This is a genomic window from Arthrobacter sp. TMS2-4 (assembly GCF_054511075.1).
Window position 1 is genome coordinate 1 of the sequence record NZ_JBTNDI010000011.1, and the last position, 20,961, is coordinate 20,961.

The window sequence follows — 20,961 nt, forward strand, 5'->3', positions numbered from 1 at the left end:
GGATCCTCCACCGCTGGTACAAACGCCCGACCGGCTGACGAGCCACACCCAGCAACGTCGACACGCCCATATCCGCGATGCCCTTCTCAAACCACGCTACAGCGGCCTCACGCTGCTCCACCGACAACGAACTACGTGCATCCATGAAAAAGCTCCCCGGGAGTCGAAACTGAATTTCTCAGTCCAACTTCCGGGGAGCAGTTCAAAGAGCGCCCCTTCCCCCGTTCGTACGCCTCAGGTGAGGTCGCGGGTCTTCGAATAGCGCTCGATGGCCTTCTGCGTGGACCGGTTGGTCAGGACCTGGATGGTCGTGCTGACCGCACCCGAGATGATGGCGAACACCAGCGCGGAGCGGAGCGTGTTCTCCAGGCCGTCCTTGCTCTTGGGCGGCGCTTCGCCCGTGATCCTCTCCCACAGGAAGTCGACGAGCTTCGTCCCGACGAAGCCTGCGCCGACACTCATGCCCACACCCAGCAGCTTGAACACTACGTTCATGGTTTCTCCTTCTAGTCCGATGGTCTGCGCCTAGCCTAGCCGGGCCGATCTCCTCCCCGCAGACGGAGGGCAGGTGTAGGATCGGGAGCGCTCAACCAATACACGACAGGGGAGCGCCGATCCGCAGCATGCTGCCGGAGCGAGCGCTGAGAGTGCGGATTGCCGCAGACCCTCGAACCTGATCCGGTTAGTACCGGCGAAGGGAGTCGAGTTCTCGGGGTGCGCACCGGTTGTGCACCCTCCCCTCCTGCAACCCAGGAGGAATCACCATGGCATCATCAACGGCCCTCGAAGGCCTCTCCCCCCGCACCAGCCAGTGGCGCGTCGTCGACATCGTGGTGGCCTCGGTCATCGGCGTCGCCGTCGGCGTACTGTTCTTCGTCTGGTCCGCCGGCTACTCCGGCATCAGCCTGCTCACCGCAGGCTTCCCGCCGCTCGCGGGCCTCTACTCCGGCGGCTGGCTCGTCGCCGGCGTGCTGGGCGGTCTGATCATCCGCAAACCGGGCGCCGCGATCTACTGCGAGGTCCTCGCCGCGGCGGTCTCCGCCCTGATCGGCACCCAGTGGGGTGTCGGCGTCCTCATCTCCGGGGCCATCCAGGGGGCGGGGGCCGAACTCGTGTTCCTGCTCTTCCTCTACCGGAAGTGGAACCTGCCGGTCGCCCTCCTCGCCGGACTCGGCGCGGGCCTGGCGCTCGCGATCAGCGAGAACATCCTCTACAACGCGCTCTGGAGCTTCGAGTTCAAACTCCTGTATACCGTCTTCGCCTCACTCTCCGGCGTGGTCATCGCGGGACTGCTCTCCTGGCTGGCCATGCGCGGACTCGCGAGGACGGGCGTGTTGTCCTCCTTCGCCGCCGGCCGCACGGTGGACGTGTGACACCAGCGCAGACGCCGTCCCCGGGCGCCGCATCCGTTCGCGCCCGGGGATGGGGCTGGCGCCACGCGGGCCGGAAGGCCTTCGCCGCCCGCCACCTCGACCTCGACCTCCGGCCGGGCGAGCGCGTGCTGCTCCTCGGCGCGTCCGGGGCGGGGAAGTCCACCGTGCTGCACGGACTGGCCGGGCTGCTGGGCAGCCAGGACGAGGGCGAGCAGGAGGGCGAGTTGCTGCTCGACGGCGTCCGCCCCGCCGACGCCCGCGGCCGTGCCGGCCTCGTGCTGCAGGACCCCGAGACGCAGGTGGTCCTCGCACGCGTGGGCGACGAGGTGGCCTTCGCCGCCGAGAACCTCGCCGTCCCGCGGGAGGAGATCTGGCAACGGGTGCACCGCGCGCTCGACGACGTCGGACTCGAGGTCCCGCTCGATCACCCCACCAGCGCGCTCTCGGGCGGCCAGAAGCAGCGCCTCGCCCTCGCCGCGGTACTCGCCATGGAGCCCGGGCTGCTCCTGCTCGACGAGCCGACCGCGAACCTCGACCCCGACGGCGTGCTGGAGGTCCGCGACGCCGTCGTCCGCGCCCTCGACCGGACGGGCGCCACACTCGTCGTCGTCGAACACCGCGTTGCCGTCTGGGCCGACGTCGTCGAGCGCGTGATCGTGCTCGACGCCGACGGAGGAATCCTCGCCGACGGCGCCCCGGGGACGGTCCTGGTCCAGGAGGGAACGCGCGCCCGGCTCGCGGACGCCGGCGTGTGGATCCCGGGCCGGCGGCCGGCCGTCGGAGGGCCCGTGCCCGACGCCGGCGGCGGGGTGCTGCTGTCCGCGCAGGACCTGACGGTCGCCCGGACGAAACGGGGCCCGACGGCCGTCGAGGGCCTCGGGCTGGACGTCCGCGCCGGGCAGGCGCTGAGCATCACCGGGCCCAACGGGGCCGGGAAGTCCACGGCCGCCCTCACCCTCGGCGGCCTGCTGCGCCCCCGCGCGGGACGGCTCGAGGCGTTCCCCGATCTCGCCGGCGCTGCGGGATCGGACCCTTTCCGCTGGCGCTCGGCGCAGCTCGTGCAGCGCATCGGCACCGTCTTCCAGGAACCCGAGCACCAGTTCCTCACCCCGAGCGTGGGGGAGGAACTCGAGTTCGGGTCGCGGCGGGTCGACGGCACCGCGGACCCCCGGCGTACCGCGGAGCTCGCCGAACGGCTGCGCCTCACGCATCTGCTGCGGGCCAACCCCTTTACGCTCTCCGGCGGGGAGAAGCGGCGCCTGTCGGTGGCGACGATGCTCGCCACCGCGCCGCGCATCCTCATCCTCGACGAACCGACGTTCGGCCAGGACGCCCTCACCTGGGCGGAACTCGTGACCCTCCTGCGCGAGCTGATCGACGACGGCGTCGCCGTCGTCTCCGTGACGCACGACGCCGACTTCATCGCGGCACTCGGCGGGGAGACCCTGCACGTCTCCGGCGGGGCCGGACAGCTGGTGGCCCGGTGAGCGCCGACTACCTGACGCCGGTCCTCACCGGCAGGACGCTGCTGCGGGCCAACCCGGTGTCCAAGCTGTTCGCCGCCGTGGTCATCACCCTCGCGCTTCTGGCCAGCATCGACTGGGTCAGCGCCGCGGTGGTCCTCGCCTGCGAGCTCGCCCTGATGCCGCTGCTGGGCATCAGCGTGGCCGGGCTCGCCCGGCGCATCTGGCCCCTGCTGGTGGCCGCCCTGCTCGGTGCCTACGGGACGGCGCTGCTCGCCGAGAAGACGGGCGGGGTACTGCTCGACGTCGGGCCGCTCCTGTTCACCGAGGGCTCCGTCGCGGCGGGGATCGCCGTCGGGCTGCGCGGACTGGCGCTCGCCCTGCCGGGGATCTTCATCCTGCTCACCACGGACCCCACGGACCTGGCCGACGCCCTCGCGCAGAAGCTCCACCTCCCGCACCGCTTCGTGCTGGGGGCGCTGGCGTCGCTGCGGCTCGTGGGCCTGCTGGTGGAGCAGTGGCAGATGCTCGGGCTCGCCCGGCATGCCCGCGGCATCGGGTCGGACGGCTCGCTCCTCGCCCGGACCCGGAACCTGCTGGGGCAGTCGTTCGGTCTGATCGTGCAGGCCATCCGGCGCGCCACGCGGCTCGCGACGGCCATGGAGGCACGGGGCTTCGGCGGCACCACGCGCACGTGGGCGAGGACGAGCACGTTCACGGCGCTCGACGCCGTCGTGGCCGGCGTCGGTCTGGGCATCGCGGCGGGCGCGACGACGGCGGCGGTTCTCGCCGGGACATGGAACTTCATCCTGTCCTGACCGCCGAAGTCCCCGGGGACGGCACCGGGGGCCCGCACGAGCGGACCCCCGGTGCCGTGCTGGAGGTGGTCAGAGCACGTCCGAGAGGAACGACCTCAGGCGGGGCGTCTGCGCGTCGTCGAAGATCGCCGCCGGAGGACCCGACTCCACCACGACGCCGCCGTCCATGAACGTCACGGTGTCGGAGACGTTGCGCGAGAAGCCCATCTCGTGGGTGACCACGACCATGGTCATGCCCGCCGCCGCGAGGTCCGTCATGAGCGCCAGGACGCCCTTGACGAGCTCGGGATCCAGGGCGGAGGTGGCCTCGTCGAAGAACATCACCTCGGGGTCCATGGCCAGCGCGCGGGCGATCGCGACGCGCTGCTGCTGGCCGCCGGAGAGGTTGCCGGGGCGGACGTCGGCCTTGTGTTTCAGGCCCACGAGGTCAAGCTGGGCGAGGGCCTTGCCCCGGGCCTCCTCCGCCGACATCTTCCGGAGCTTGCGCAGGGCCAGCGACACGTTGTCCAGCACGGTCTTGTGCGGGAACAGGTTGAACTGCTGGAACACCATGCCGATGCGCCGTCGCAGCTCGTCCGGGTTGTCCTTCAGGACGGACCGGCCGTCCAGCAGGATGTCCCCCTGGTCCGGTTCGATCAGCCGGTTCAGGACGCGCAGGAGGGTGGACTTGCCGGACCCGGAGGGGCCGATGACCGACGCCGTCGTGCCCCGCTCCACATGCAGGTCGATGCCGCGCAGCACGTGGTTGGAGCCGAAGGACAGGTGCAGGTTCCTGCCCGTCAGGGTGCCTGATTCCGGGGTTCTCATGCCTTCGCTCCTTCGCCGATCGGTGCGGCCAGTTCGTCCGGCTCGAGCTTCTGCTGCTTGCCCACGCGGAGCCGGTTGTCGATGAAGTTGACCAGGTGCGTGAGCGGGATGGTCAGGCACAGGTAGAGCACGCCGGCGGCGATGAGCGGTGACAGGTTGCCGGTGTTGCTCGCGGCGTCGTTGCCCACCCGGAAGAGCTCGCGTTCACTGGCGACGAGGCCGATGAAGTAGATGAGCGAGGACTCCTTGATGAGCGAGATGAACTGGTTCACCAGGGCGGGCAGCACGCGCCGCACGCCCTGCGGGATCACCACCAGCTGCATCGACGCGCCGTAGCTGAAGCCGAGGGCGCGTGACGCCTCCAGCTGTCCCTTCTCCACGCTCTGGATCCCGGAGCGGAAGATCTCCCCGATGTAGGCGGAGGCGATCAGGGACAGGGCGAGGATGCCCAGCGGGTACGGGCTCGTGCTGCCCGTGATCTCCCGGAGGATCGGTCCGAGACCGAGGCCGATGAGCAGGATGATCACCACCGCGGGCAGGCCGCGGAAGATGTCCGTGTAGACGCGGGCGATCCACCGCAGCACGCGGTTGCGGGAGATGCCCATGACGGCGAGGATCATGCCGACGATGGTGCCGATGATCCCCGAGGCCAGGGCGAGCATGAGCGTGTTGGGCAGTCCGACGGTCAGGAGGTCCGGCAGGACCGCAGCCATCGCCTCCCAGTCGAAGAAGGTCTTGCCGAGCTGTTCGAGGGCATCCATGCAGGGACCGCTACTTTACGTCCACGGCTTTGCTGCCGGGCTTCCAGTCGGAAGGCATCTCGCGGTCCGGGTACCACTCCTGGGTGAGCTCGGTCCAGGTGCCGTCGGCGACGACGGCGTCGAGGCCCGCGTTGAGGGCGTCGATGAGCGGCTGGTTGTCGCTGTTCACGGCGTACGCGGTGAAGTTCTCCGTGTTGATGATGGTCTCGGCGATCGTGGTGTCGTCGCCGTCCTTCACCTGGCCGGTGGCCTGCTGCGACGGAGCCACCCAGGCGTCGACCTGCCCGTTCTTCACGTTCGCGTAGACGGTGTTGTAGTCGGGGAAGCGCACGGGCTCGAGGCCGAGGGTGTTGGACACGTAGTCGTCCTGGACGGTGCCCTGGACGACGCCGACGCGGGTGTCCTCCGAGAGGGAGTCGAAGCCCGTGACGGAGGAACCGTTCTTCGCGACGACGGCCATGTACCCGAAGTCGTAGCCGTTGGTGAACCCGACGTTCTCGCGGCGCTCCGCGGTGGTGGAGATCGAGGAGGATCCGACGTCGAACTGCTTGTTCTGCACCTGGGCGAGGAGCGCGGAGAAGTCCGTGGACGCGAACTCGACCTCGAGGCCCAGCTTGTCGCCGATGGCGCGCAGCAGTTCGTTGTCGTAGCCGGTGAACACGCCGTCCTCGAGGAAGATGTTCGGCGGGGCGTCGGAGAGGGTGCCGACACGCAGCGTGCCGTCGGTGATGAGGCCGAGCTCCGCCGTGTCGATCTCGTCGATCGACGTCGTGGTCTCGGTCGTGTACTGGTCGAGCGACTGCTGGTCGCTGCCGGCCAGGGCGTCGGTGGTCTCGGCGGGTTCGCTGCTGCCGCTGCCGCAGGAGACGGTCAGGGCGAGGAAGGGGACGGCGAATGCCGCCAGGACCTTGCGGGAGATGTTCATGGTGTCCTTCGGAGTGCCGGCCCGGAGGAGGGCGCGGGGAACGGGGTGGTACGGGGATGCCGGGTCACGGCGGGGGGACAGGCTGCTGGGTGACACGCTCACTGTTCTGGGGTGTGCGCGGGTACGGGTGCCGTCACCGGGGAATGGTCCGGGACAGGCCGCACGACGCCGTACTTGCCAACCGGGGGACTGGTCCCGGCGGCCGAATCTTCACCTGGAGCACCCCACTACGGGAGAGGGTTGCTGTCCAGCCGGCCAGGGCCGATGGCTGGAACTCTTGATTGCAGGCAAAACGCTAGGGCAGCACGAAGCACCGGGTCAAAACGAGGAGGACCGGAATCCGACACTTGACGTAGCAGAAGGGCCCCGGAGGGCGGTTTTGTGGCGGAGATTACACGAAGCGGTCCACGAGGTCGCCCAGCTCGGCGGTCAGGGCCCTCGAGGTACGGAGCTCCTGGCCGTCGATCGAGAGCACCGGCGCGAGCAGCCGGATGCTCGAGATCAGCCACACGGCATCGGCGTCCAGGAGGTGGCGCGGCTCCAGCGGTCCGTAGCCGAGCTCCCACCCCTGCTCCTTCGCCGCGGCGAACAATGCGCTCTGCGAGGTCCCCGCGAGGATCCCGCTCTCGAGCTGCGGCGTGAGGAGGGTTTTCCGGCCGTCGCGGTCGTAGGCGAGGAGGACGGTCGACGTCGGTCCCTCCAGGACCTTGCCGTCGGAGGAGGTGAAGATGACGTCGTCGGCCCCGTGCGCCTTCGCATACCGGACGGCAGCCATGTTGACCGCGTACGAGAGGGTCTTGGCGCCCAGGAGCAGCCAGGGTGCCCGCTGGGCGACGGTGCTGTCATAGCCGCGCTCGAGGAACAGGACCTTCAGGCCGGTTTCGCGCTGCCGGAGGGTGGCGTCCGGCACGCGGGCCACCTGGACCCAGGCCGTGGCCCGTCCGGCGCCCTCCACGCCGCGCGTGGCGATCAGCTTCACGACGGCGTTCCGCTGGTCGGGTTCCTCCGCCGCGAACTCGCGCAGCCCCGTGCGGATCGCGCGGCTCCACGCCCCGGCGTCCGGCACGGCGAGATCCAGGGCGGCGGCCGACGACGCGAGGCGGTCCAGGTGTGCCTGCTCCTTGCGGGGCGCCCCGTCGACGGCGAGCAGGGATTCGAACAGGCCGTCCCCGCGGGTGGCGCCGAGGTCGGTGGCCATCAGCTGCGGCTGGGACGCGTCGACGACCCTGCCGTCGTCATGGGCCGGGTCCAGGAACACGAGAACAGTCATGGCCCACAGCGTATCCCCCGGTGCTCAGGCGTGCCGCGCCATCCGGTACAGGAGGTTGTCGCGCACCATGGGCCACTCGTGGGCCAGGACGGAGTAGACGACGGTGTCCCGCAGCTCGCCGTCCCGCGTCCGGCTGTGGCTGCGGAGCACGCCGTCCTGCTTCGCGCCGAGACGCTCGATCGTTTCCCGTGACTGGTGGTTCATCCAGTGCGTCCGGAACTCCACCGCCGGGCAGCCGAACTGCTCGAAGGCGTGGCGCAGCAGCAGGTACTTGGACTCCGCGTTGGTGCCGGTCCGCTGTGCGGATGCGGCGTTCCACGTGGATCCGATCTCCACCCGCGGGGTGTTCTGGTCGATGTTCATGTAGGTGGTCATGCCGATGATCGGTCCGGCCTCCCCGGTGCCGGGATCGACACGCCGCGCAGTGAACGGCAGCATCGACCCGCCCTCCTGGAGGGCGAGCCGGCGGTCGATCTCCCGGCGCATCCCCTCCGGCGTGGGCACCGAGGTGTACCAGAGGGTCCACAGCGCGCCGTCGCGGGCGGCCGCGACGAGCCCGTCGTGGTGCTCGAGGGCGAGGGGTTCGAGGAGGACGCGCGTGCCGCGCAGGGTCGCCGGGTGGAGGGCCGTCATGCTCCGACCCTAGCGCCCGGCGCCGCACCGGGGAGCGGTTCCGGGAAGGCAGGAGGAACCGGACGACCGCCGTCGGGCCGGTCAGTCGTGCCCGGTCGGCGGGTCGTCGGACGGGAAGTCGGAGCCCAGGGCGGACAGGACGCCGCGCGTCTTCGTGCGCACCTCGGCCCACTCCTCGGCCGGGTCGGAGTCTGCGGTGATCGCCCCGCCGACGCCCAGGGTGAGACGCGTGGCGTCGTCGTCCTCGGCCAGGACGAGGGTGCGGATGACGACGGCGAGATCCGCGGCGCCGGTCAGGCTGAAGTATCCGGCGGCGCCCGAGTAGGGCCCGCGCGGGGCCTGCTCCAGGCGGTCGAGGATGGCCATGGTGCTGATCTTCGGCGCACCCGTCATCGAGCCGGCGGGGAAGGCGGACCCGATCACCCCGGCGCGCGCGCTGCCCGGCTTCAGGCGGGCGTCGATGCTGCTCACCATCTGGTGCACGGTGGCGTAGGTCTCGATGTCGCACAGCCGGCTCACGGTGACCGTGCCCGGGAGCGCGTGGTGCGAGAGGTCGTTGCGGAGCAGGTCGACGATCATGATGTTCTCCGCTTGGTCCTTCGCCGAGGTCCGGAGGTCCTCGAACAGGGCCGCGTCCTCCGCCGGGTCCGCCGACCGCCCGCGGGTGCCCTTGATCGGCTCCGCCCGCATCAGGCCGTCCTGGGTGAGTTTCAGGAAGCGTTCGGGGGAGGTGCTGGCGACGGCGAAGCCGGGGAAGCGGAGGTAGTGCGCGAACGGCGCCGGGCTCGCGGTACGCAGGCGCAGATACGTCGCCAGCGGGTCGAGGCGTTCCACTCGGGCCGTGAGCGAGGTCGTCAGGCACACCTCGTAGGTGTTGCCGTCGGCGATCTCCGCCTGCGCGCGCCGGGTCTTCGCGAGGTACTCGTCGCGGGAGTCCCGGGTCGTGAACCGAGGCGGGGGCGGGACGCCGGGGCTCGAGCGGACGGGGGGAGGGGTGAGGGGCGACGGCGCCGTGACGGCGCGGCGGGCCCTCGTCAGCCAGGCCTCGCGGTCCGGGTCGCGCTGCCCGTCCGTGAGCGTGAGCAGGAAGACGGCCGACTCGGCGTGGTCCACGACGACGGCGCGGCCCGCGAAGATCAGCGCCGCGTCCGGGAGGGCGTCGGCCGGCAGGGGCACGGAAGCGCCGCCCGTCTCCCGCTTGAGCTCGTAGCCGAGGTAGCCCAGCCACCCCAGCCCGAACCCGCACGCGAAGCCCTCCGGAGTGCGGACCGCCCGGCGGCCCCAGACGTCGTCGAGCCAACGGAAGAAGGGCTCACGGATGCGCGTGGTGACCGGGCCCGCTGCGATCTCCGTGGTGCCGTCCCGGTGCAGGGCCTGCTGCCCGAATGCGCCCGACGCGTCCGCCAGGATGCTGAAGCGGCTGCGGCCCTCGGACGTGGGCGTGATGGTCCCGGCGTCGGAACTGTCCAGCCAGACCGCGGCGGGGGAGGCCCCGTACAGGGTGGAGAACAGCGTGGAGGTGTCCGGCGTCGCGTCGATGCGCTCGCAGTCCAGCCGGAGCCCGCGCCGGCCCGCGCGCTCCGGCGCGAGCAGGATCGCGCACGCCGGCAATCCCGTGAGTGCCAGGCGGACGGCGTGCGGAGACGGGGGTCCGTGATGGCCGTGCACGACGACGTCGGCGGCCGCCCCGGGATCGTCGCCTGCCAGCCAGGCGTCCTCCTGGTCGGCCCAGCGCTGCCAGAAGGGCGCATAGGCGTCGCCGTCACGCTCTATCGCGGTCCGGCGTCGTACCCCGGCGTCCGCCTCGACCCAGATCACCGCGTCGAGATGGGGCCGCGCCGCAGCCGCCGCCGCTCCCACCCCTTCGAGGAGTACGATCTCGGCCGCCGCCGTGGTCCGTGCGGCGCCGTCCTGTCCGCGATCCCAGTCCCAGGCGTTCCAGTGCGCCGGCCGCCCGGCCCGCAGGGGGAGGAGGACGCGTTCCAGGTAGCGGTCGATGCCGTCGTCGAGCCCGTCCCAACCCGGGTAGATGTCCTCGAGGTGGAAGAGGCTGACACTGTGGTGCTCCCGGAGGAGCGCGGCGAGTTCGACGGCGAGGGTGGTCTTGCCCGCTCCGGACCGCCCGTCCACGGCGATGAGCAGGGGCGCGTCGGAGGGCACGGATCAGGCCACGGCGAGCAGGGCGCCGACGCCCACGAAGAGCGACCCGAAGACGCGGTTGAGGGTGACCTGCCCGCGGTCGTCCTGCGTGAAGCGCCGGAACGAGCGGGCGGCCCCGGCGTAGAAGAACCACATGACGAGCATGTCGATGACCAGGACGGTCGCGGCGAGGACGGCGTACTGGCCGAGCAGCGGGCGGTCCGGGCGGATGAACTGCGGGATCAGGGCGAGGAAGAACACGATGGCCTTCGGGTTGAGCAGGTTCACCCAGAGCCCGCGACGGACCATGGAGAACGCGCCCTCTCTGACCTGCAGGGCGCGGACATCGCTGTGCTCGGGCCGCTGCAGGAATTTCCGCACGCCCAGATAGATCAGGTACGCGGCACCGATGTAGCGGATGAGGTCGAATGCCAGCGGCGAGTTGGCGACGAGCAGCCCGACACCCGCCGCGGCGACGCCGATGTGCACGAGGAGCGCCGCCTGCTGGCCGAGGATCCCCCAGATGGAACGGCGGAATCCGACCGTCAGGGCGTTGCTCATGGTGTTCACCGCACCGGCCCCGGGCATGAAGCTGATCAGGGTCTGGGCGCCGAGCAGCGCCAGCCAGAGGGAGGGGTTCACCCGTTCATGGTAAGCGTCCCCGGGCGGGGCGGACGTCAGGCGTCGAGTTCGTGGCGGACGAACCGGACGACGCCCTCCACCGCGCCGTGGACCATCCGCCAGGTGGCGTCGAAGTCGCTGGCGTCGCCGTACCAGGGGTCGTAGATCCCGAGGTCCTCGAGGTCGGCGTCCGTCGTCGTCGGATCGAACTCGCGCAGGAGGTGGATCCTGTCCCGTGCGTCGGCGTCCGGGGCGTCCCGGCGCAGTTCGCGGTAGTGGTCCAGGTCCAGGGCCAGGATGAGGTCCCGTTCGCGGTACCAGGCGGCCTCGAAGCGTCGGGCGCGGTGCAGGTGGCTCTCGATGCCGAGTTCGGCCAGCTTCGCCGCCGCCCGCTCGTCGATGGGCTTGCCGGCTTCCCAGTCGGTGGTCCCGGCGGAGTCGACGGCGACGTCGTGTTGCAGCCCCGCCTGGGCGAAGGCGTGGACGAGCATGAGTTCCGCCATGGGCGAGCGGCAGATGTTGCCCGTGCAGACGGCGACGATGCGGTACATCCCGCCAGCCTATCGGCGGTCGGCTCAGGCGCGGGCGAGAATCTCGACGCTCGGCAGGAGGAACACGCCGTCCTCCGCGCGCCCCCAGCGGCGCCATCCCTCGGCCAGGCGCTGCAGGCCCTGCCGGTCGGTGAGGCCCCGCTCAATGGTCTGCGCCGCGAAGGCCGAGTGCTGCACGCGCTCGGCCCAGGACTCCGCATGCGCGCGCCTGTCCTCGGCGGTGGCGTACACCCAGGTCGACGACGAGACCTCGACGTCCGCGAAGCCCGCCGCGGACGCCCACCCCGGCAGGCGCCGGCCGGCGTCGGGCTCGCCGCCGTTCCCGCGGGCCAGCTGCCCGTAGAGCTCCCGCCACTCGTCGAGCTCCACGGCCGCGGGAAACCAGGTCATCGCGCCGAAATCCGCCTCGCGCGCGGCCACGAGGCCGCCGGGCCGCACCACGCGTCGCATCTCCCGGAGCGCGGCCACCGGATCCGCGAGGTGCTGCAGCACCTGGTGCGCGTGGACCACGTCGAACGACTCGTCGGGGAGGTCGAGGTCGTACACGTTGCCCTCGCGGAACTCCACGTTGGCCACGTCCACGTGGGTCGCGGACGCCTGCGCGACGACGTCGGCCGACCGGTCGATGCCGGTCACCGACCCGGGGGCCACGAGGTCCGCGAACCCGGCGGTGATGCTGCCCGGCCCGCAACCGATGTCCAGCAGGTCCATGCCGGTCTCGAGGAAGGGCTCCAGGTAGGCGGCGGACGACGCCACCGTGCGCATCGCGTGCGCCGCCGTCACGCTCGGGTGGTGTCCGTGGGAGTAGACCTCGTCGTTCATGCCTCGAAGGCTAACTGGTCGCGCGGTCCGCGGCCGGCGCGGAGCCCTCGCGCGCGTCGTCCTTCGCCGAGACCGTGGCATCGGTGATCTTCTGCATCATGTCCCGCAGCAGGACCAGTTGCTCCTCCGTGTACTGGTCGAAGACGCCGTTGATGTGGCGGGCGAGCGGGGCGAACAGCATCGCGCCGGTGCTCCGGGCCTTCTCGGTCAGCTGGAGGTGGACCTGCCGCCGGTCCACCTCGCTGCGACGCCGGGTGACGTGACCGGCGGAGTCGAGGCGGTCGACCAGGGCCGTGGTGGCCGGCGAGCTCAGGTTGAGCTCCTCGCGCAGCAGGCCGGGCGTGACGGTGAGGCCGGCCCGCGCGGCGCCCATCATGATGCTCAGGGCATGGAGATCGGTGCGGTACAGACTGTCGCGCTCGCTGGCGACGTCGACATAGCGCTCGGTCTCGACAGTGAACTGCCGCATGAGTGCCATGAGTTCGTCCCTCGTGGACATGGGTCCTCGCCTCCTGTCCCTTCCAGCTTAGGCCGGTTCACTTTATCTCTATCATAGATATACTCTGTTGCAGAGAGAACCCGAGAGAGGCGTGGAGTGCGATGAAGAACAGATGGCTGAGGGTGCTGCTGCCCGTCGTGGTGGTCCTGATCTGGCTGGCCGGGGCGGCGGTGGGCGGACCGACGTTCGGACGCCTCGAAGAGGTCTCGAGCAACGACCAGGCGTCCTTCCTGCCCGCCAGCGCCGAGTCGACGGAAGCCGGGGAGCTGCAGCAGCAGTTCAGCGACTCGGATGCCATCCCCGCCGTGATCGTCGCCGAGTCGGACACCGCGATCGACCCTCGGGACCTCGGCTCCTACGAGGAACTCGGCGTGACCCTCGGCGGTGTCGAGGGGCTCGAATCCCCGGCCGAGGGAGCGCCGGCCCTCGCCGGGCCCATCCCGTCCGAGGACGGCTTCGCCGTCCAGTACGTCGCCTTCGTCTCCTCCGACGCCGAACTCGCCGAGGTGGTGGGCGAACTGCGCACCATCCTGGACGACGAGCTGCCCGACGGCGTCACGGGGTACGTGACCGGTCCGGCCGGTTTCACGAACGACCTCGTCGAGGCCTTCGGCGGCATCGACGGCATCCTGCTCGCCGTCGCGCTCGGCGCCGTGTTCATCATCCTCCTGGCCGTCTACCGGTCCATCGTGCTGCCGTTCCTCGTCCTGCTCACCTCCGTGTTCGCGCTGGCGACGTCGATCCTGCTGATCTTCGGGCTCGCGAAACTCGACCTCATCCAGCTCAGCGGGCAGAGCCAGGGCATCCTGTCGATCCTCGTGATCGGCGCCGCCACGGACTATGCGCTGCTGCTCGTCGCCCGGTTCCGGGAGGCGCTCGTGGAGCACGAGACGACATGGGAGGCCCTGCGGGTGGCCTACCGTGGCTCGTTCGAGCCGATCCTCGCCTCCGGCGCCACCGTGATCCTCGGCCTGCTGTGCCTGCTCTTCTCGGACCTCAACTCGAACAAGAGCCTCGGGCCCATCGCCGCCATCGGCATCCTCTTCTCCCTCGGCGCGGCGCTCACGCTCCTTCCCGCGTTCCTGATCCTCTTCGGCAGGGCGGCCTTCTGGCCCCTGCTGCCGCGCTACAACCCCGAGGCGGCCGCCGTCGTCGCCCCGCACCGCGGCAAGCACGCCGCGCCGACCGCCGCCGGCCCGGAGACCGGGCTCGAACGGCTCAAGGGTCTCTGGCGGCGCGTCGCCCTGCTCGTCGGCCGGCGCCCACGGTCGGTCTGGATCGCGTCCCTGCTCATCCTGGTCGCCGGCGCCCTCGGGCTGACCCAGTTGCAGGCGAACGGCGTCCCGCAGTCCGCCCTGATCCTGACCCCGTCCAACGCGGTCGACGGCCAGGAGGCCCTCGCCCGCCACTTCGATGCCGGTTCCGGCAGTCCCGTCTACGTCGTCGCCCCCGAGGCCGACCAGGAGGCCGCGCTCGACGTCGTGTCGGCACAGGAGGGCATCGCCGAGGCCGTCCTGACCGCGGACCCCGGCGGCGCCGCCGTCGTCGAGGGCGGGGGGGTCCTCATCAGCGGCACCCTCGAGTACCAGGCCGACTCCGAGCAGGCGGAGGAGGTGGTGCGCGAACTGCGGACGGCGCTCGACGCCGCCAGTCCGGACGCGCTGGTCGGCGGGGTCACGGCGGTCGCGATCGACACGAACGACACGGCGCTGGCCGACCTCGTCAAGATCATCCCGATCGTCCTGGCGGTGATCCTCGTCGTGCTGATCGTCCTGCTCCGCTCCGTCCTCGCGCCGGTGCTCCTCGTCGCCAGTGTGGCGCTCTCCAATGCGACGGCCCTGGGCGTCTCGGCGTTGGTCTTCAACAACGTCTTCGGGTTCGAGGGTGCGGACGCGTCGGTGCCGCTGTTCGCCTTCGTCTTCCTCGTGGCGTTGGGCGTGGACTACAACATCTTCCTGATGACCCGGGTCCGCGAGGAGTCCCTCCGGATCGGCACGCGGCCGGGCATCCTGCGCGGGCTCGGCGTGACGGGTGGTGTCATCACCTCGGCCGGCGTGGTCCTCGCGGCGACGTTCGCCGCCCTGGGCGTGATCCCCATCCTGTTCCTTGCGCAGATCGCGTTCATCGTGGCCTTCGGTGTGCTCCTCGACACCATCCTGGTGCGGTCGCTGCTGATCCCGGCCCTGTCCTACGACATCGGGCCCAAGATCTGGTGGCCGTCCGAGCTGGGCAAGGTGCCGTCCCCCCGGTAGTCGGCGTCGGGTCAGGGACCGGGGCAGGGCCGCGGCGTGGACCTGCCGGTCTCACAGCCGCGGCACATCCCGGGCCGGGAGCTCTCCTAGGAAGTGCGGGTACAACAGGAGGATGACTCCGCGAGCGAGAACGTCCAGCAGGTCCTCGTGCCCGTCGCGGCGCTTCGTCGTCGCGCTGGTGGGTATCGACGGCGCGGGCAAGACGACGGCGGCCTCCGCGCTCGGCAGGATCCTGGCGACGACGACGCCCACCATGGTGCTCGCCAACCCGTCGGGGCGGCGCACCATGACGGCGTGGACCGCACGGCTCGGCCTCTCCGTCCCGTCACGGGTCCTGGACCTCCTGGAATCAGGGGTCCGCGTGGTCAATGTCCTCACCAACCACCTGCGCGCCCGCCGGTTCGACGGCGTCGTCATCCTGGACCGGAACCTGCACTGCCAGCAGGCGCTGCGCGCCACCCGCGGGCTGCAGCGCAGCCGGCTGCTGGACGCGCTGGCGCGATGGCTGCCCGCCCCGGACGTCGTCGTGTTCCTCGACGTCAGCCCGGAGGAGGCCTTCCGTCGGATCGCGGCGCGGGGGACCGATACCGAACGCCTCGACGACCTCCGGGCCTACCGCGACGGCTACCTCGGGCTGCCCGACGTCGCCGGCTTCCGGCGCGTGGATGCCGACGGGCCGCTGCCCGGGGTCCTCGAGGAGCTCGAAGAAGTCGTCGCGGGAAGTGCTCAGTACCGGAAACGCAGTGATCATGTCGGCAAACGGCATACTCCAGCGCAGTCTTTGCGCAAGAACTTTCTGCAGGTGCACGGCGCCCATCGGCCGTCGCTAGGCTGGGATGGTGCCCCTACCTTCGACTCCGTCAAGCCCTGACCAGTATCAGGGCCGTTATCCGGTGGACGGCGCGGCACCCCGCCGCGACGCCGCGCGGTTCCTCGAGGACCACGGGACGGCGGCGCCCCTCGTCGACTCCACCGTCCTCGCGGACATGGTGCGCGACTTCTCCGATCCCGCCGTCGTCTCCCGGTTCGTGCGTGACTTCTCCGCGACGCTCGAAGGCAAGGTCGATCGATTGAACCTGCGGATCGAGGCCGGTGACGCCGCAGGTGCCGAGGACGCCGTCCTCAGCGTGACGACGTCGGCCATGATGGTCGGAGCGGTCCGCCTCCACCATGCTGCGCGAGCAGTCCACCGGATGATCAGCTCCGACGACCTCGACGGCGCCCGGCGCGCGGTCGCCGTGCTGCGCGGGTGTGCGGCGGATACGCTCGGGGAACTGCGGGACGGCGACCCGGGAGGATCCTGAGCGGTCCCGGTCTAGTCCTTGCTCCGCGGCACCACCCGGAAACCCACGCCCCGCACCGTCGTGATGAGTTCGCCGCCGCCGTCGAAGCGGGCGAGCTTCTGGCGGAGATTTGCGATGTGCACCTCGATGGCCCGCTCATCCGTGCGACTGACGAAGTTGTAGCCACGGTAATCCGCACCCCGCGACACGCGGACCAGTTCCTCCTTCGTCCGGACGGAGCCGTTGCCCCGCATCAACTCGTACAGCAGGTTGAATTCCGTCTTGGTGAGCGGGAGTTCCACCCCGGCGCACCGGGCGATGCGCGCGTCTCCGTCCACGGTGATGCCGCCGTTCCGCAGGGTGTTGGCGGACTTCGCCGGGGCGGCGTGGTCCGGCGGGGTGGGCGTGGCAGGCACCACGGGCTGGACCGGAGGGTGGTGCGCGTTCTGCCCGATGCGTGGGCGGCGAAGCATGGCGTCGATCCGCGCCCGCAGCTCCCGGGGCCGGAACGGCTTCACGACGTAGTCGTCGGCTCCCGCCTGGAGCGCGGTGAGGATGTCCATCTCGTCGCTGTGACCGCTGAGCACGATCACGTAGCAGTCGGTCGTGCTGCGGATCCGCCGCAGGACCTCGTAGCCGTCGATGTCGGGGAGCCCGATGTCCAGGGTCACCACTATCGGATGCTGCTGGCGGATGACGTCGACGCCCTCGCGCCCGGTGGTCGCGCCGCTGACCGCGAAGCCGCCCTGCTCGAGAACGGCGCACACCAGGTTTCGGATGTCGAGGTCGTCCTCGATGACGACGGCGGCCCGGCGATCGCCCGGTGCGGGGCTGTTCATCGCGTGCTGTCCAGCGACAGCCCGGTGGGGCGCCCGGCGCCCGTCGGCGCGGGTATGGGAACGGTGGGGACGTGGCGTGTCCGAGGCATATTCCGTGGACCTGTTCTCTTCGGCGGCCCGGCTGACCTCGAGGGTCCCGTGGCTTTGCGTCCCCGGCTCGCACCGGGTTTGCCTTTGTCGACGAGCGGCTGCTCGCCCGATGATAGTAGCAACCCCGACCGACACCGTCGTGGACTCCCCGCGGCTATTCGCCGTCGGCGCGTTCCCCGATCCAGTCCGTCGCGGCATCCGAGAGGAACAGGCCGTCGGCCCCCCGCTCGCCCATCCACCAGGATTCCGAAGCCACCAGGCCGCCGGCGGCGCTGATCTCCGCGACCACTTCGGGCGTGAGCGCTTCGCCGTTGTGCGCAATGAGCCAGTCCCTGGTCTGCTGTGTGACGCTGTCCCACCAGTGTTCGAGATCCATGCCGACAGTATGGCACCGGGGCGTCCCTCGCCGGCGAACCCACGAGTAGATCCGTGGTCGGTGCGCCGCCGTCCATAGGGGGCGTGAGCACAGGACGCGCGTACGGTGGGCTGATGGCAGCCACCGAGTCCCGTCAGCAGCACATCGTCAGCACGCTCGTCGAGGCCCATCAGGACCTCATGGGCGTGGACCCCCTCGCCTTCCGGGCCCGGTTCCGGAAGATGGCAGCGGACCCGTATGCCTTCTACCGGGGCAGCGCGGCCCTGTTCTACACCGACATGGCACGGCTCGACGACGCCTGGGCGGACGAGCGCACCAGCCGGGTGTGGATCCACGGTGACCTGCACGCCGAGAACTTCGGCACCTACATGAGCAACGAGGGACGCCTCACCTTCGACGTCAACGACTTCGACGAGGCCTACGTGGGCCACTTCTCGTGGGACCTTCGCCGCTTCGTCGCCTCGCTCACGCTCCTGTGCTGGCAGAAGGCATTGCCGTCGCAGTCGGTACGCGACCTCTCGCGCATCTATCTGGAGGCCTACCTCGGTCGTGTCCGGGACTACGTGGACGACGAGCAGTCCACGTTCGCGTTCGGGCTCGACAATACGGACGGACCCGTCTACCAGGTGCTGCAGCAGGCCCGGGCGGCACGCCGGACGCGGCTGCTCGACGCGCTCACGCGCATCGAGGACTACGAGCGCCACTTCCGTGACGACGGCTCGATCCGCGTGCTCCCCGACGACGAGTACCGGGAGGTCGCGGACGCGTTCGACCGATACCTCTCCACCATCCCGGACAGCGAGCGGTCCCTGCGGCGCGTGTTCTACCGGGTGAAGGGCATCGTGGGCAAGAAGGGATTCGGGATCGGCAGCGCCGGCCTGCCGACCTACAACGTGCTCATCGAGGGCTTCGACGAGGCACAGGAGAACGACATCATCCTCACCATGAAGCAGTCGAACATCGCCGCGCCCAGCCGGATCGTCGACGACGAGCGCGTCCGCGGCTACTTCGTGGACGACGGGCACCGCGCCGTCATCAGCCAGCGGTCCCTGCAGACCCACACCGACCCGTTCCTCGGCTACACGACGATCCGTGGGATCTCCTTCGTCGTGTCGGAGCTCTCCCCCTACAAGCGCGATCTCTCCTGGGAGGACCTGACGGAGCCGGAGCAGATGATGCCGGTGCTCGAGGCGCTCGGGCAGGCCACGGCGAAGATCCACTGCTCCACCGACGAGGACAGCGACCACGACCTCGTGCCCTTCCGGACGGAGACCGCCATCCTGGCCGCGGTGGACCGGTCACACGAGAATTTCGTCGACGACATCGTCGGATTCGGGGAGGCGTATGCGGAGACTGTGCGCACGGACCACGCGCTCTTCGTCGACGCCTTCCGGGAAGGGCTCATCTCCGCGGTGCCGGCCGACTGACCAGCAGGAGTTGAGCCACGTCGACTCAAGTCCATTTTGTTCTCCGGAGGCGCGCCCGTATAGTTGAGTGCAGAACGCTCAATCTACGCGCCCGGCGGATGAGCGCCTCGCAAATCCCGGGCAGTCGAAAGGAATTTGCATGTCACGTGCAGTAGGTATTGACCTCGGAACCACCAACTCGGTCGTCTCGGTTCTCGAAGGTGGCGAGCCCACCGTCATCGCGAACGCCGAAGGCGCCCGCACCACGCCGTCGATCGTCGCATTCTCCAAGTCCGGCGAAGTCCTGGTCGGCGAGATCGCCAAGCGCCAGGCCGTCAACAACATCGACCGCACCATCGCGTCGGTCAAGCGCCACATGGGCACCCAGTGGGATGTCGCCATCGACGACAAGAAGTACACGCCGCAGGAGATCTCCGCGCGTATCCTCCAGAAGCTCAAGACCGACGCCGAGAGCTACCTCGGCGAGAAGGTCACCGACGCCGTGATCACGGTGCCCGCTTACTTCAACGACGCCGAGCGCCAGGCCACCAAGGAGGCCGGCGAGGTCGCAGGACTGAAGGTGCTGCGCATCGTCAACGAGCCCACGGCCGCAGCCCTCGCGTACGGCCTCGACAAGGGCAAGGAAGACGAGCTGATCCTCGTGTTCGACCTCGGCGGCGGAACGTTCGACGTCTCCCTGCTGGAGGTCGGCAAGGACGAGGACGCCTTCTCCACCATCCAGGTCCGCTCGACCTCCGGTGACAACCGCCTCGGTGGCGACGACTGGGACCAGCGCGTCGTGGACTACCTCCTCTCGCAGGCCAAGGCCAAGGGCGCCGATCTGTCCAAGGACAAGATCGCGCTGCAGAGGCTCAAGGAAGCCGCCGAGCAGGCTAAGAAGGAGCTGTCCTCGGCGACCTCCACCAACATCTCCCTGCAGTACCTCTCCGTGACGCCGGACGGACCCGTCCACCTCGACGAGCACCTCTCCCGCGCCAAGTTCCAGGACCTCACCAAGGATCTGCTGGACCGCACGAAGAAGCCGTTCCACGACGTCATCACCGAAGCCGGTATCAAGGTGGCCGACATCGACCACATCGTCCTCGTCGGCGGTTCCACCCGCATGCCCGCGGTCAGCGAGCTCGTCAAGGAACTCGCCGGCGGCAAGGAGCCCAACAAGGGCGTCAACCCGGACGAGGTCGTGGCCGTCGGTGCCGCACTGCAGGCCGGTGTGCTGAAGGGCGAGCGCAAGGACGTCCTCCTCATCGACGTCACCCCGCTGTCCCTCGGTATCGAGACCAAGGGCGGCATGATGACCAAGCTCATCGAGCGCAACACGGCCATCCCCACCAAGCGCAGCGAGACCTTCACCACGGCGGACGACAACCAGCCGTCCGTGGCCATCCAGGTGTTCCAGGGCGAGCGCGAGTTCACCCGCGACAACAAGCCGCTGGGCACGTTCGAGCTGACCGGCATCGCGCCGGCGCCGCGCGGCGTCCCGCAGGTCGAGGTCACCTTCGACATCGACGCCAACGGCATCGTGCACGTGTCCGCCAAGGACAAGGGCACCGGCACCGAGCAGTCGATGACCATCACCGGTGGTTCCTCCCTCTCCAAGGAGGACATCGACCGCATGGTGCGGGAGGCCGAGGAGCACGCCGCCGAGGACAAGCAGCGCCGCGAGGCCGCCGACGTCCGCAACGGTGCCGAGCAGCTCGCCTACTCGGTGGACAAGCTGATCGCCGACAACGCGGACAAGCTGCCGGAAGAGGTCAGGACCGAGGTCCAGGCCGACGTCGACGCCCTCAAGAAGGCTCTCGAGACGCAGGACAACGACGACGAGGTGAAGGTGGCTTACGAGAAGCTGCAGGCGTCGCAGTCCAAGCTCGGTGAAGCGATCTACGCCTCGGCCCAGCAGGACGCCGGCCAGCCCGGTGCCGCCCCCGCCGACGACCAGCCGGCCTCCGCGGGCACCGACGAGGACATCGTCGACGCCGAAGTGGTCGACGAAGACACCAGCGAGAAGAAGTAAC

Annotated in this window: 21 protein-coding genes and 3 riboswitches; of the genes, 8 read left to right on the forward strand and 13 right to left on the reverse strand. The window is 70.0% G+C overall.

Annotated elements, in window-relative coordinates; translation table 11 throughout:
• Positions 1-234: 234 nt before the first annotated feature.
• Positions 235-495, reverse strand: a complete 261-nt coding sequence (locus ACX80F_RS13235; protein WP_459336869.1) for a DUF4235 domain-containing protein — start codon at positions 493-495, stop codon at positions 235-237.
• Between the two features lie 97 nt (positions 496-592).
• A riboswitch (TPP riboswitch) is annotated at positions 593-717 on the forward strand.
• Between the two features lie 47 nt (positions 718-764).
• On the opposite strand from ACX80F_RS13235, the gene ACX80F_RS13240 reads away from it, so the two are divergent.
• Genes ACX80F_RS13240 through ACX80F_RS13250 form a run of 3 tightly spaced genes read left to right on the forward strand, consistent with a single transcriptional unit; the run spans position 765 to position 3,654 of the window.
• Positions 765-1,373 carry an ECF transporter S component gene (locus tag ACX80F_RS13240; protein WP_459336870.1) on the forward strand — a complete coding sequence of 203 codons (609 nt, stop codon included), beginning with the start codon at positions 765-767 and terminating at the stop codon, positions 1,371-1,373.
• A complete protein-coding gene (locus tag ACX80F_RS13245; RefSeq protein ID WP_459336871.1) occupies positions 1,370-2,860 on the forward strand; it encodes an ABC transporter ATP-binding protein in 1,491 nt (496 codons plus the stop codon). Before ACX80F_RS13240 ends, ACX80F_RS13245 begins: the two co-directional genes overlap by 4 nt.
• Positions 2,857-3,654: an energy-coupling factor transporter transmembrane component T family protein gene (locus tag ACX80F_RS13250; RefSeq protein WP_459336872.1), complete on the forward strand. Its 798-nt coding sequence runs from the start codon at positions 2,857-2,859 to the stop codon at positions 3,652-3,654. Before ACX80F_RS13245 ends, ACX80F_RS13250 begins: the two co-directional genes overlap by 4 nt.
• 69 nt (positions 3,655-3,723) lie before the next feature.
• On the opposite strand, the gene ACX80F_RS13255 is transcribed toward ACX80F_RS13250, so the two are convergent.
• The 10 genes from ACX80F_RS13255 to ACX80F_RS13300 form a co-directional block, all read right to left on the reverse strand.
• Entirely contained in the window at positions 3,724-4,461 is a 738-nt protein-coding gene (locus tag ACX80F_RS13255; protein WP_459336873.1) for an amino acid ABC transporter ATP-binding protein, read from the reverse strand.
• Positions 4,458-5,222 (reverse strand): amino acid ABC transporter permease, encoded by a 765-nt coding sequence (locus ACX80F_RS13260; RefSeq protein ID WP_459336874.1) that lies wholly within the window; start codon positions 5,220-5,222, stop codon positions 4,458-4,460. The genes ACX80F_RS13255 and ACX80F_RS13260 overlap by 4 nt, the downstream gene beginning before the upstream one ends.
• 10 nt (positions 5,223-5,232) lie before the next feature.
• A complete protein-coding gene (locus tag ACX80F_RS13265) occupies positions 5,233-6,147 on the reverse strand; it encodes an ABC transporter substrate-binding protein (protein ID WP_459336953.1) in 915 nt (304 codons plus the stop codon).
• Between the two features lie 165 nt (positions 6,148-6,312).
• Positions 6,313-6,430: riboswitch (SAM riboswitch) on the reverse strand.
• Between the two features lie 108 nt (positions 6,431-6,538).
• Complete coding sequence (locus tag ACX80F_RS13270; RefSeq protein WP_459336875.1) at positions 6,539-7,417, reverse strand: aminodeoxychorismate lyase; 879 nt, start codon at positions 7,415-7,417, stop codon at positions 6,539-6,541.
• Positions 7,418-7,441: 24 nt separating this feature from the next.
• Positions 7,442-8,050: a GNAT family N-acetyltransferase gene (locus ACX80F_RS13275; protein WP_459336876.1), complete on the reverse strand. Its 609-nt coding sequence runs from the start codon at positions 8,048-8,050 to the stop codon at positions 7,442-7,444.
• An 81-nt stretch (positions 8,051-8,131) separates the two neighbouring features.
• Positions 8,132-10,210, reverse strand: coding sequence for a chorismate-binding protein (locus ACX80F_RS13280; protein WP_459336877.1), 2,079 nt, complete (start codon positions 10,208-10,210; stop codon positions 8,132-8,134).
• 3 nt (positions 10,211-10,213) lie between these two features.
• On the reverse strand, positions 10,214-10,831 hold the full coding sequence (locus ACX80F_RS13285) for a LysE family transporter (protein ID WP_459336878.1): 618 nt from the start codon (positions 10,829-10,831) through the stop codon (positions 10,214-10,216).
• A 35-nt stretch (positions 10,832-10,866) separates the two neighbouring features.
• Complete coding sequence (locus tag ACX80F_RS13290) at positions 10,867-11,361, reverse strand: low molecular weight protein-tyrosine-phosphatase (RefSeq protein ID WP_459336879.1); 495 nt, start codon at positions 11,359-11,361, stop codon at positions 10,867-10,869.
• 24 nt (positions 11,362-11,385) lie between these two features.
• The gene (locus tag ACX80F_RS13295; RefSeq protein WP_459336880.1) at positions 11,386-12,183 is read right to left on the reverse strand and encodes a methyltransferase domain-containing protein; all 798 of its coding nucleotides are present in this window, start codon (positions 12,181-12,183) and stop codon (positions 11,386-11,388) included.
• 10 nt (positions 12,184-12,193) lie between these two features.
• Positions 12,194-12,682 carry a MarR family winged helix-turn-helix transcriptional regulator gene (locus ACX80F_RS13300; protein ID WP_459336881.1) on the reverse strand — a complete coding sequence of 163 codons (489 nt, stop codon included), beginning with the start codon at positions 12,680-12,682 and terminating at the stop codon, positions 12,194-12,196.
• Between the two features lie 101 nt (positions 12,683-12,783).
• Here ACX80F_RS13300 and ACX80F_RS13305 point away from each other — a divergent pair, with 101 nt between their 5' ends.
• The 3 genes from ACX80F_RS13305 (at position 12,784) to ACX80F_RS13315 (ending at position 16,238) form a co-directional block, all read left to right on the forward strand.
• Entirely contained in the window at positions 12,784-14,934 is a 2,151-nt protein-coding gene (locus tag ACX80F_RS13305; RefSeq protein ID WP_459336882.1) for an MMPL family transporter, read from the forward strand.
• A 112-nt stretch (positions 14,935-15,046) separates the two neighbouring features.
• The gene (locus ACX80F_RS13310) at positions 15,047-15,805 is read left to right on the forward strand and encodes an AAA family ATPase (protein WP_459336883.1); all 759 of its coding nucleotides are present in this window, start codon (positions 15,047-15,049) and stop codon (positions 15,803-15,805) included.
• A 22-nt stretch (positions 15,806-15,827) separates the two neighbouring features.
• A complete protein-coding gene (locus ACX80F_RS13315) occupies positions 15,828-16,238 on the forward strand; it encodes a hypothetical protein (RefSeq protein ID WP_459336884.1) in 411 nt (136 codons plus the stop codon).
• Positions 16,239-16,249: 11 nt separating this feature from the next.
• Here the strand turns inward: ACX80F_RS13315 and ACX80F_RS13320 are convergent, their stop codons facing one another.
• Together ACX80F_RS13320 and ACX80F_RS13325 are read right to left on the reverse strand one after the other, a co-directional pair.
• Positions 16,250-17,056 (reverse strand): response regulator transcription factor, encoded by an 807-nt coding sequence (locus ACX80F_RS13320; RefSeq protein ID WP_459336885.1) that lies wholly within the window; start codon positions 17,054-17,056, stop codon positions 16,250-16,252.
• A 108-nt stretch (positions 17,057-17,164) separates the two neighbouring features.
• A riboswitch (cyclic di-GMP riboswitch) is annotated at positions 17,165-17,239 on the reverse strand.
• Positions 17,240-17,300: 61 nt separating this feature from the next.
• Positions 17,301-17,522, reverse strand: coding sequence for a hypothetical protein (locus ACX80F_RS13325; protein ID WP_459336886.1), 222 nt, complete (start codon positions 17,520-17,522; stop codon positions 17,301-17,303).
• Between the two features lie 113 nt (positions 17,523-17,635).
• On the opposite strand from ACX80F_RS13325, the gene ACX80F_RS13330 reads away from it, so the two are divergent.
• A complete protein-coding gene (locus tag ACX80F_RS13330) occupies positions 17,636-18,949 on the forward strand; it encodes a DUF2252 domain-containing protein (RefSeq protein ID WP_459336887.1) in 1,314 nt (437 codons plus the stop codon).
• Between the two features lie 139 nt (positions 18,950-19,088).
• Positions 19,089-20,960 (forward strand): molecular chaperone DnaK, encoded by a 1,872-nt coding sequence (gene dnaK, locus ACX80F_RS13335; RefSeq protein WP_459336888.1) that lies wholly within the window; start codon positions 19,089-19,091, stop codon positions 20,958-20,960.
• The last annotated feature ends 1 nt before the right edge of the window (position 20,961 follow it).

Excerpts from the sequence above, each read along its gene's own strand:
- ACX80F_RS13290 (WP_459336879.1), bottom strand. The coding sequence starts at position 11,361 with ATGTACCGCATCGTCGCCGTCTGCACGGGCAACATCTGCCGCTCGCCC.
- ACX80F_RS13300 (WP_459336881.1), bottom strand. The coding sequence starts at position 12,682 with ATGTCCACGAGGGACGAACTCATGGCACTCATGCGGCAGTTCACTGTC.
- ACX80F_RS13310 (WP_459336883.1), top strand. The coding sequence starts at position 15,047 with ATGACTCCGCGAGCGAGAACGTCCAGCAGGTCCTCGTGCCCGTCGCGG.
- ACX80F_RS13265 (WP_459336953.1), bottom strand. The coding sequence starts at position 6,147 with ATGAACATCTCCCGCAAGGTCCTGGCGGCATTCGCCGTCCCCTTCCTC.
- dnaK (WP_459336888.1), top strand. The coding sequence starts at position 19,089 with ATGTCACGTGCAGTAGGTATTGACCTCGGAACCACCAACTCGGTCGTC.
- ACX80F_RS13305 (WP_459336882.1), top strand. The coding sequence starts at position 12,784 with ATGAAGAACAGATGGCTGAGGGTGCTGCTGCCCGTCGTGGTGGTCCTG.
- ACX80F_RS13270 (WP_459336875.1), bottom strand. The coding sequence starts at position 7,417 with ATGACTGTTCTCGTGTTCCTGGACCCGGCCCATGACGACGGCAGGGTC.
- ACX80F_RS13235 (WP_459336869.1), bottom strand. The coding sequence starts at position 495 with ATGAACGTAGTGTTCAAGCTGCTGGGTGTGGGCATGAGTGTCGGCGCA.
- ACX80F_RS13255 (WP_459336873.1), bottom strand. The coding sequence starts at position 4,461 with ATGAGAACCCCGGAATCAGGCACCCTGACGGGCAGGAACCTGCACCTG.
- ACX80F_RS13320 (WP_459336885.1), bottom strand. The coding sequence starts at position 17,056 with ATGAACAGCCCCGCACCGGGCGATCGCCGGGCCGCCGTCGTCATCGAG.
- ACX80F_RS13240 (WP_459336870.1), top strand. The coding sequence starts at position 765 with ATGGCATCATCAACGGCCCTCGAAGGCCTCTCCCCCCGCACCAGCCAG.
- ACX80F_RS13275 (WP_459336876.1), bottom strand. The coding sequence starts at position 8,050 with ATGACGGCCCTCCACCCGGCGACCCTGCGCGGCACGCGCGTCCTCCTC.
- ACX80F_RS13330 (WP_459336887.1), top strand. The coding sequence starts at position 17,636 with ATGGCAGCCACCGAGTCCCGTCAGCAGCACATCGTCAGCACGCTCGTC.
- ACX80F_RS13260 (WP_459336874.1), bottom strand. The coding sequence starts at position 5,222 with ATGGATGCCCTCGAACAGCTCGGCAAGACCTTCTTCGACTGGGAGGCG.
- ACX80F_RS13325 (WP_459336886.1), bottom strand. The coding sequence starts at position 17,522 with ATGGATCTCGAACACTGGTGGGACAGCGTCACACAGCAGACCAGGGAC.
- ACX80F_RS13295 (WP_459336880.1), bottom strand. The coding sequence starts at position 12,183 with ATGAACGACGAGGTCTACTCCCACGGACACCACCCGAGCGTGACGGCG.